We start from the raw sequence: 10,078 nt of genomic DNA, 5'->3' as shown, positions 1-10,078 counted from the left end.
CCGGCCCCGCGGCCCGCCGGGCCCCGGGGGGGGGCGCGGGTGGGGGGGGGGGGGGCCCCCCCCCCCACGACGGACGCGTCGAACCCCGGCTCGGCGACCGCGTCGAGGATCGCCTGCAGCGTGGTTCCCGCGCCCGACGCGAGGACGACAAGGCGAGCAGCCACAACACACTCCGTAACACAGACAGGGCGGGCAGGGGCAGCGAACACACGGACGATCGCGGGACACCGCGTGGCCCGTGCTCGGCGGCCACGGCGCGGACGTACCCGGCCGCACGGCTCACCTCGCCACCACGACCGGTCGCCCCGGCCCCCACCACTACCGCCCGGGGCAAGCCGCGACCGCCCGACTGTACTGACTTCTCCCCCTCCCGCGCGCCGCATCGCATCACCTGCCCGTCAGGCGGCCGGCACCCAGCCCGAAAGCAGGCCCAGCAGCATCGCCTCGGTCGACGCCGCGGACGGCACCTCGCCGCGCACCGGGTCGTCCAGGATCGCTGCGGTCCGCAGCGGTTCGTCGCCGTCGCCGTCGCCGAAAGCAGTTGTCTCCCGCGCCCTGGGCACGACCTGGGCCTGGGCCTGGGCCGCCGGATCCGACCGGCCGAAATCCGGCCCGTCCAGCAGCTCGCCCGGCCGGCACTGATAGAGCTCGGCCAGCCGCCACAGCACGGCGGCTGACGGCGCCCGGCCACCTCGACCGGGCCAGCTCTCCCAGTAGGACCACGCCTTGCCCGTCTTGACCGCGCCGGCCTCGGGCCAGCGTTCGTTCCAGTGACGGGCGGCCTCCTCCTGCGTCCACCCGTGGGCGAGCCGGAAGGCCGCCAGCGGGCGCAGACCGTGCCGTGCCCGCAGGCGCAGCGCGATCCGGCGATAGGACCAGCCAAGCACCCGCAACTGGCGAGCCTCGGCACGAACATGGGCAATCGCGACCGGCACGACGACCTCCAAGACGCTGATCCACTGCCACCAGACGCTAGCCGAAGGCACCGACAGTTCCCGGCCGCGGCGCGGGCGTCAGTCCGGGCGGCGCGACGTCCACGGTGCCGGTCGGGAGCGGACCACCGGTGCCAGCCGGCGACGCCAGAAGGACGGCTCGGCGTCGGTGGGCAGAAACGGCCGTTCGGCCCGCCGCACCGCGAGGTCGATCCCACCGAGCAGCACCAGGCCGACCGCGGCGATCTCCCCGCCCGCCAGCAGCCCGCACGCCCAGGCGGCGGCCGGCCCGTACTGCCCCGCCGCCCCGACCTGCCCGAGCGACTCCTGGCAGGCCAGCCCGCACAGCAGCCCGCAGACGAGACCGGCCAGGCCCACCGTGGCGAGCCGCTCCCGGGAACGTCGTCCGGCCGTGGCCCGGTGGGCCATGAGCGCGCACACCAACCCGGCCACCAGCGGCACCAGCACCAGCAGCGGCCAGCCCACCCGCGGCAGGGCGCTCGGCGGCAACGACGCGAGCACCGGCAGGTCCGGCGCGTTCACGACGTGTACCGCGTCCGCCCGTACCAGGCCGGAACCGACGTGGAAGCCCGGGCCGAGGGCATAGGCCAGCGCCCACAGCACCACGTTGGGAATGATCGCGATCTGCGCCACGGCGAGCCCCACCCCGCCGAGCACACCGACGTCGAGGTCCCGTTCCGTGCCGGCGACCTCGGGCAGCGTCGCGGCGATGACCAGGGCGACGCCGAAGGCCGCGGCCGCGATCAGTGCGGCGAAACCACTAACCCCACAGCGCAACGCGATCCGCAGCGAGCCCGGTAGCCGACGCCAGGCGGCGCGCAACCGGTGTCGCCCGGCCAACGCCCCGATCGTGGCCGCGGGCAGGGCGACGACGACCGTCCCCAGCGCCGCCGACCCCAGCCCCGCACGCACCGGCCCGGACCGCACCAGCAGGGCCACCAGCACGACGAACAGTGTCTGTGCGGTGACCACCTCCACGATGTCCACCACGACCCGGCGCCACAGCCTCGGCCCGGCGCCGGCCGCCGACGCGGCTCGACCGGCCGCCGACGCCCCGGCCACCGACGCCCCGGCCACCGACGCCCCGGCCGGACCCGGTGGGCCCGCGGTCCGCGCCGTCGGCCACGGCACGAGCGAGGCGTGCCGGTGCGCGGCGCTGAGCGCCGCGATCAGTGGGAACAGCGCCAGCCCCAGCGGACGCAGGGCGATCTCACCGTCCGAGAGATGCAACGTGGTGCCGTGGGCCACCAGCCACAGGTCCGCCCCGACCCGCAGCGCCGAACCCGGGCTGGTCGACGAGCCGGTGTCGGCGCCCCACACGATCAGGACGATGACCTCGATGAAGATCAGTCCGGCCGCCGACGCGGCGATCGCCGCCGCCGCCGGCCGGCCGAGCCGTTGCCACAGTCGGTCCAGATCCGGTCGCAGCGACCGTGGCTGGTGGAAGGCGGGCACGTCAGGACGCTCGCACGCGGTCAGTCGTCAGCGGAGCCAACACGCCGTCCGTCGGTCCGACAAAATGCGCTACGCCCCTGCTGGTCCGGATCCGGCGGGCGGAGATCAGCGGTTCGGCGACGACTGCTGGCCATAATCGTCAGGCGGCGGCTGCTGACCGTAACCGGGCTGGCCATAGCCGGGCTGACCGTAGCCGGGTGGCTGGCCGTAACCGCCGCCGGTGGGCGGCTGCTGGCCATACCCGGGCGGCGGCTGCTGACCGTAGCCGGGCGGGGGCTGCTGACCATAGCCAGGCGGGGGCTGCTGACCGTACCCGCCGCCCTGCTGGGGCTGTGACGGCTGCTGGCCGTAGCCACCGCCGGCCGGCGGCTGCTGGCCGTATCCCTGCGGGGGCTGGCCGTATCCCTGCGGGGGCTGGCCATAGCCGGGCTGCTGCTGGCCGTACCCGCCGGGGGTCGGCTGCTGGCCGTAGGGCTGGCCGTAGGGCGGCTGGTTGGCCGGCGGCTGCCACTGTCCCGCGCCACCGCCGCCGCCACCGCTACCGGGACGCCAGGGCAGGGCAGCACCGCTGGCGAGCGCCGCCAGCACGGCGAACACCGCCTGTGCGAGTGCGGCCACGACCGCGAGGTAGAAGCCCACGCTGGGGCCGGCGTCCACCCCGGAGGGCACGTTGGGGAAGCGGTACCACCGCAGCAGCAGCAGCAGGAAGGCCAGCGCCGAGACCCCCGGCAGCAACCACATGACGGACACCGGGCCGGCGTCCGGCACGCGCAGCCCCGCGAACAGCCGGGCCGCGAGGACTCCGGCGACCGCGATGACGAGCAGGACGGGGAACCACGAGTTGAAGCCGAGACCCCACCCGTTCTCGTGCGCGGTGCGGGAGGAGCCGAAAAACGAGAGCTTCACCGAATACCACGGGAAAAAGCTGACTATGAACATGACCGCGCCGGACGCGATCACCCCGATGTCGTTGGTCGCGATCTCGCGACCGCCGATTCGTGCCACGACGGAACCCCACTTCGTCAGGTCGGTCGGCATGGGGCGCAGTGCGCCCCATGCCGGTCTGGAGTCTCGCAGCAGCGCGGGGATGAGGGAAGCGATGTGCGTCCCTCATCCCCGTCAACCAGGAGACTCCGTGACCGTCCGACGACAGGCACCGCACGCGGAACCCATCAGACGGCCAGAGCTACAACGACCGCATGATGTCAGCCATCAGCCGGGCGGTCTCGGACGGGGTCTTACCCACCCGCACACCGGCCTTTTCCAGGGCTTCCTTCTTGGCCTGCGCGGTACCGGACGAACCGGACACGATGGCGCCGGCGTGACCCATGGTCTTGCCCTCGGGCGCGGTGAAACCGGCGACGTAACCGACGACCGGCTTGCTCACGTGCGCCTCGATGTGCGCCGCCGCGCGCTCCTCGGCGTCACCACCGATCTCACCGATCATGACGATGGCGTCGGTGCCCGGGTCGGCCTGGAACGCGTCGAGCGCATCGATGTGGGTGGTCCCGATGACCGGGTCACCGCCGATGCCGACGCAGGTCGAGAAGCCGAACTCACGCAGCTCGTACATCATCTGGTAGGTCAGGGTGCCGCTCTTGGAGACCAGACCGATCCGCCCACCGGGGGTGATGTCGGCCGGGATGATGCCGGCGTTGGACACGCCCGGGCTCGCGATGCCCGGACAGTTCGGCCCGATGATCCGGGTCGTGCCCCTGGACTTGCTGTAGGCGAAGAACTCGGTGGTGTCGTGGACGGGCACACCCTCGGTGATGACCACCGCGAGCGGGATCGCCGCGTCGACCGCCTCGATCGCCGCGTCCTTGGTGAACCTCGGCGGAACGAAGATCACCGAGACGTTCGCACCGGTCTGCGCGATCGCGTCGGCGACGGTGCCGAAGACCGGCACGTCGTCGACCTTCTGGCCGGCCTTGCGGGCGTTGACGCCCGCGACGACCTTGGCGCCGGATGCGAGCATCCGGCGGGTGTGCTTGGTTCCCTCCGAACCGGTGATGCCCTGCACCACGATCCGGCTGTTCTCGTCAAGCCAGATAGCCATCGGTTTGCAATCCCTTCGCGCAGGTCAGGCCGCGGCCGCGGCGAGCTGGGCGGCGAGCTTCGCCGCGCCGTCCATCGTGTCGACCGGCTTGACCACCGGAAGGTTCGCCTCCGCGAGGATGCGACGGCCCTCCTCGGCGTTGTTGCCGTCCAGGCGGACCACCAGCGGGGTGGTCACGTTCCCGACGATGTCGAGGGCCTGGATGATGCCGTTGGCGACCGCGTCACAGGCGGTGATGCCACCGAAGATGTTGACGAAGACGCTCTTGACCGCCGGGTCGCCGAGGATGATCGACAGACCGTTCGCCATCACCTCGGCGGACGCGCCGCCGCCGATGTCGAGGAAGTTCGCCGGCCGCTTGCCGCCGAACTCCTCACCGGCGTAGGTCACCACGTCCAGCGTCGACATGACCAGGCCGGCACCGTTTCCGATGATCCCGACCTCGCCCTCGAGCTTGACGTAGTTGAGGCCCTTCTCCTTGGCCTTCTGCTCGAGCGGGTCGACCGCGGAGACGTCGACGAACGCCTCGTTCTCGGGGTGGCGGAAGTCGGCGTTCTCGTCCAGGCTGACCTTGCCGTCAAGCGCGATGACCTTGCCGTCGCCGGTGAGGATCAGCGGGTTGACCTCGACGAGGGTCGCGTCCGACTTGACGAAGACGGTCCACAGCTTCGCCAGCAGCTCGGTCGCACCGTCGAGGGCGGCCTCGGGCAGCTTGGCGGCGATGGCGATCTCGCGGGCCTTGGCCGTGTCGACTCCGGTCAGCGGGTCGATGAGGATGCGGGCGAGCGCCTCCGGGTTGGTGGCGGCCACCTCCTCGATCTCCATGCCGCCCTCGCGGGAGGCCATCGCGAGGAAGGTCCGGTTGGCCCGGTCCAGCAGGAAGGAGGCGTAGTACTCCTCCGCGATGTTGCTGGCTTCCTCGACGAGCACCGAGTGGACCGTGTGGCCCTTGATGTCCATCCCGAGGATCGCCGTCGCCTTCGCGAAGGCGTCATCCGGTCCGTCGGCCACCTTGACACCGCCGGCCTTGCCTCGGCCGCCGGCCTTGACCTGAGCCTTCACGACCACCTTGCCACCGAGTTCGGTGGCGATCGCACGCGCCTCCTCGGGAGTGGTCGCGGTCTTCCCGGTGGGTACCGGAACGCCATGCTCGGCGAACAACTTCTTCGCCTGGTATTCGAAGAGATCCACGGTCCGTCCAGTCGGATGGGGTCGTTCTGGGTTGGGTTTTGTAGGGCTGCATGGGGCTGCACAGAACGCCTGAGAGCCTACTGACGAGCGGGTTTTCGCGCGCGGGACGCGAAGGGCCGCCACCGGCACCCCGGTGCCCCGACCCGGCCCGGCTACCTGGCCCGTCCGGGCGGTGAACGGGTGGCCGAACGCATCGGCCACCCGGGTCCCGACCCACGTCAGGCCCGGCGATACGGGACAAATGAGGTGGCAGCCCACCTCCGCCGACCCATCCGGGCGGCGCGTCGCGCCCACCACCACGCTGTCATCGAGAAGCTCTGCGTGACCATCAGACGCGCCAGCGCGACCATTGGTGTTCGACATCACGGACAACGCGGCTCGCGATATGCCACAAATCACAGTAGAACAACACCGATCGTGGTCGGCCTTCCGGACCTTTATCTCGCGACACATCTCCATTCAGCGCAACGCAAGGACGATCAGGAGGCTGGTGGCCGTCAGCCCGATTCCGGTCCATCCCAGGCCGATGCCCACCGTGGCGAGCCGCTCGCCCCGCTGGTTGTGACGACGGATCTGGGTCCGGGCCCGCTGGCCGAGGACGACCGCGGCGACGCTGCCCACCCCGAACAGCCAGCCCAGCCCCAGCACCACCGACAGCAGGGCCCGGCCGTTGAGTCCCTGCACGACCGGGGTGGTCGTCGGGAACCCCCGCGGCAGCGGCCCGGAGATCGGCCGCGATGCCGTCGGCCTGATCTCCCCCGCGGGCGGGACGCGCGCGGGGGCCGGCGCCCGGGTCGGTGCGCGGACCGGCAGCCGGGCCGACGATCCCGATGCCGTCACCGGCCGGTTCGACGGCTCCGCGGGCACCGGCGGCGTGGACCCGGCGGGCTGGGCTCCCGGGACCGCCGGACGAGCCCAGGTGCCGATCTCCGCCGGGCGCGGCGGATGTGACCGCGGTGTCGGGTCGCCCGGGCGGATGGTCTCCTCGGCCGCATCCGCTGGCCGGGCCGGGCCGGGCTGGCGCATCGGTGGGCGCCGTTCGCGTTCCTCCAGCCAGTCGTCCTCGACCGGGGTGACGTCCGGACGCGCCGTGGGCTGGGCGCGTACCGGAGCCCGCGGGTCCGGATCGTCCTCGTCATAGGTCCAGGTCGAGATCACCGAAGGCGCGTTCGAGGGCTCGGCACCCTGGCCACCCACCGGCGGACCACCAGATCCCGAACCCGGCACGCGGGGTCGGCGACGCGTACCGGCGGCGTCAGCCGGCGACGGCAGCGGCCGGGGCGGTGGCGCGGGCGTCGGCGGCAGCGGCTTCAGACGCGAGCTGTGCAGCGGCGGGGGCGACGGGATCGCCGACCGCGACGGCACCGTGGGCCGAAACGCCGAGGCGGGCGGTGGCGCGCCGAGGGGCCAGAGCCCCGTCACCGGAACCGGCCGCGGTACCCGTGGCGACCAGCCGTAGGCCGGCCGCTCCGTCTGCCCGGCATCTCCCGCTGGAGTCGCCCCGGCACCCGTGGCCGGGGCCGACCCCGAACCTGCGGCCGGACCAGCGCCGATGGCCGGACCAGCCGCGTCCGGCAGGACGGTGACGCTGTCGCCGGGGACGTGGCCGGTCCCGGTCCAGGTACGTTCGAGGACGTCGCTGGCCACGGCGTCGGCCTCCGTGACCCCCTCCACCGAGGTGCGTCCGACCAGCGCGGCCAGCAGAGCGGACGCGGTCGGGCGGCGCGCGGGGTCCTTCGACAGTGAGCGGGCCACGACGCTGTGCAGGTAGGCCGGCAGCGCGTCGAGATCCGGGGCGTCCCGCTGGACCCGCAGCGCGAGCTGGTCGGGCGACTCGGCATGGAAGGGATGGCGCCCCGTCGCCGCGTAGGTCACGCAGTTCGCCCAGGCGAAGATGTCCGCCGCCGAGCCGGAGGTCTCTCCCCGCATCTGTTCGGGTGACATCCACGCCAGCGTCCCGATCACATGACCGGTGCGGGTCAGCGTGCTGCTGTCGGTCAGGTGGGCGACGCCGAAGTCGATCACCTTCGGGCCGTCCCAGGCCAGCAGGATGTTCGACGGTTTCAGATCACGATGGACGACACCCGCCGAGTGGATGGCGACCAGCGCGTCGGCGAGGCCGACGGCGAGCCCACGCACGAGGTGGTTCTCGAGCCGGCCACGGGCCCGCACGGCCTGCGCCAGGCTGATGCCCTCGACGTACTCGGTGACCATCCACGGTGCCAGCGCGTCGGTGTCGGCGTCCAGGACGGCGGCCACCGCGTTGCCCCGGACCCGAAGGGCCGCGTGCACCTCCCGTTCGAACCGGCTGCGGAACTCGACGTCCTCAGCCAGATCCTCGGACGCCACCTTGACCGCCACCGCCCGCTGATCAGGCGTGAAGCCGAGGTAGACGGTTCCCATCCCGCCCGCCCCGATCCGGTTCTGCAGCCGGTACGGGCCGATCTGGCGAGGGTCCTCCTCAAGCAGCGGTGTGAGCATCGCTCTCCTCACTGCACCGGGGTCGCGACTGTGGTGCGAATGCCCGCCCGCGCAGGGGACTGTGCGCCACAGCGTACGTGCATCGCCGGCACGGGACGTTCCGTCCAGTACGTCACATTTGCCCCCTTCCATCCGTCATCACGGATCGTTCGAGCATCACCCGCCACACCACTCGCCGACCCCTCCTCGCGGCGTGTCATGGAACACCGCGGCCCGCGCACAGGTCACCACGGCGGTCCGCACCCGCAAGATGCGGACATGGACAGCACAAGCCACGCCCGCGTGCGCGCTCCTGCCCAGTGGCGATCGGCCCTGCTCGCGGGTATCGCCCTGCGCCCCATCGGCATCGGGTCACCCAACCGCCTGGGCTGGCCGGACTACGACGGACGGCCGGCGCTTAGGTGGGGAACCGGCCCGATAGCGGGGGTCGAGGCGGTCGCGGCGGTGTGGGACTTCACCGTGCACGGCGGAAGCTTCGGCGAGGCGGACGCGGCCGGCTTCGCCGCGGCGGCGGCCCACGCGGCGACCATCCGCCGTCCGCTGGTGTCGTTCCTGCGCAGCGGTGGTACCCGCCTCCAGGAGGGGGTCGCGGGGCTCGTCGGCCTGCCCCGGGTGGCGTTGGCGCTCGCCGCGCTGGACGAGGCCGGCATCGGGCACGTCGCCGTGGCGGACCAGCCCACGACCGGCGGGGTCTGGGTCACCATCGGCTCCCGCAGCGACCTGCGCTGCGCGGTCACCGGTGCCACCGTCGGTTTCTCCGGCCCGCGGGTGGTCGCGGCGATGACCGGCACCCCGCCGCCCGCCGACAGCCATACGGCCACCTCCGCGGCGGCTGCCGGCCTGGTGGACGCGGAACTCGACCCCGAGGCCGTCGCCGACTGGCTGCACCGCGCCCTGACCGCCCTGACCCCGACGACCCCCACGACCCCCCTCGAACCGACCCCCCTCGAACCGACACCGACATCGACACCGACCCGACCCACACCGATACCGGTGCCAGCGCCGCCACCCCCACCCGTGGGCGGGGCGCGCACCGTGGAGGTGGCCCGAACCGGCTGGGAGCAGGTGCGTCGGACCAGGGCCGCGGCCCGCCCGTCCGGCACCGAACTGCTGCACGCGCTGCTGCCGGACGGCGTCGACCTCGCCGGCGCCGACCCCTGCGTCGCCGCCCGCATCGGCCGGCTTCCCGCCGTCCGGGCGGACCAGCAGCCACATCCGCGGGTCGCGGCCGAGGCGGCACTCGCGGTGGTCGTGGCGTTGGGCGCGGCCCGCGGCACCGCACCGGGACCAGACGGTTACCGTCTGCTGTCGCGTGCGGCCCGGTTGGCAGGCAAGCTCGGGGGCGCTCTGATCACACTGGTCGACACCCCGGGGGCGGCGTCGGGCCCCGCCGCCGAGAGCGCCGGCATCGCCGCGGCGATCGGGGACGCGATGGCGGCGGTGCTGGCCTGCCCGTCGCCGACCGTGGCGATCGTGCACGGTGAGGGTGGCTCCGGCGGGGCGCTCGCCGCGGCCGTCACCGACGTGCTCCTGATGACACCGCAGAGCTATTTCACCGCGCTTTCGCCCGAAGGTGCCGCGGTGACGCTACGACTTCCCGCCGAGCAGGCGGCGAACGCCGCCGGGCTGCGCCCCACCGATCTGCACCGGCTCGGCTTCGCCGACGACCTGCTCCCGGGCACCGACGCCGCCACGATCACGCGCGCCGCGATCACGTGGTGCGCCCGGTTGGGCACACAGGATCCGGACGTGCGCCGCCGGCTCCGACGGGCCCGCTGGTCGACAGAACTACGTAACAGTCTGTAATCTTTCTGCGTTTCCCGGAACAGGTCGGACGCCCCGGACGAAGCCGGGCGCACACCGAGCCCGCCGCGCCCGCCCGGCGGCGGGCCACCCGGGCCGCGTCGAGGACGGTGACCCCGGTACCGACGCGGGCGCG

The 10,078-nt window shown here is 73.0% G+C and carries 7 protein-coding genes; 1 reads left to right on the top strand and 6 read right to left on the bottom strand.

All coding sequences use genetic code 11. From position 1 onward, the window contains the following. Positions 1-398: 398 nt before the first annotated feature. The 6 genes from MXD59_RS03795 to MXD59_RS03770 form a co-directional block, all read right to left on the bottom strand. Positions 399-986, bottom strand: a complete 588-nt coding sequence (locus MXD59_RS03795) for a helix-turn-helix domain-containing protein (RefSeq protein ID WP_308301637.1) — start codon at positions 984-986, stop codon at positions 399-401. A gap of 27 nt (positions 987-1,013) precedes the next feature. Then, positions 1,014-2,408 (bottom strand): cell division protein PerM, encoded by a 1,395-nt coding sequence (locus MXD59_RS03790; protein ID WP_248823426.1) that lies wholly within the window; start codon positions 2,406-2,408, stop codon positions 1,014-1,016. A 105-nt stretch (positions 2,409-2,513) separates the two neighbouring features. Further along, complete coding sequence (locus MXD59_RS03785; RefSeq protein ID WP_248823425.1) at positions 2,514-3,413, bottom strand: DUF2076 domain-containing protein; 900 nt, start codon at positions 3,411-3,413, stop codon at positions 2,514-2,516. Between the two features lie 181 nt (positions 3,414-3,594). After that, a complete protein-coding gene (sucD, locus tag MXD59_RS03780) occupies positions 3,595-4,467 on the bottom strand; it encodes a succinate--CoA ligase subunit alpha (protein ID WP_248813372.1) in 873 nt (290 codons plus the stop codon). Positions 4,468-4,491: 24 nt separating this feature from the next. Beyond that, entirely contained in the window at positions 4,492-5,658 is a 1,167-nt protein-coding gene (gene sucC / locus MXD59_RS03775; RefSeq protein WP_248823424.1) for an ADP-forming succinate--CoA ligase subunit beta, read from the bottom strand. A 459-nt stretch (positions 5,659-6,117) separates the two neighbouring features. Beyond that, entirely contained in the window at positions 6,118-8,139 is a 2,022-nt protein-coding gene (locus MXD59_RS03770) for a protein kinase domain-containing protein (RefSeq protein WP_248823423.1), read from the bottom strand. 258 nt (positions 8,140-8,397) lie between these two features. Between MXD59_RS03770 and MXD59_RS03765 the strand changes: the two genes are divergently transcribed. Further along, positions 8,398-9,945 (top strand): carboxyl transferase domain-containing protein, encoded by a 1,548-nt coding sequence (locus MXD59_RS03765; protein WP_248823422.1) that lies wholly within the window; start codon positions 8,398-8,400, stop codon positions 9,943-9,945. Positions 9,946-10,078: the final 133 nt, after the last annotated feature.

Source organism: Frankia umida (assembly GCF_023242945.1).
Classification (GTDB): Bacteria; Actinomycetota; Actinomycetes; order Frankiales; family Frankiaceae; genus Frankia; species Frankia umida.
This window is presented reverse-complemented; position numbering and strand designations above follow the sequence as displayed.

What these genes read in the sequence shown, in the direction of transcription:
- sucD (WP_248813372.1), bottom strand. Translation starts at nt 4,467, where the DNA reads ATGGCTATCTGGCTTGACGAGAACAGCCGGATCGTGGTGCAGGGCATC.
- MXD59_RS03770 (WP_248823423.1), bottom strand. Translation starts at nt 8,139, where the DNA reads ATGCTCACACCGCTGCTTGAGGAGGACCCTCGCCAGATCGGCCCGTAC.
- MXD59_RS03765 (WP_248823422.1), top strand. Translation starts at nt 8,398, where the DNA reads ATGGACAGCACAAGCCACGCCCGCGTGCGCGCTCCTGCCCAGTGGCGA.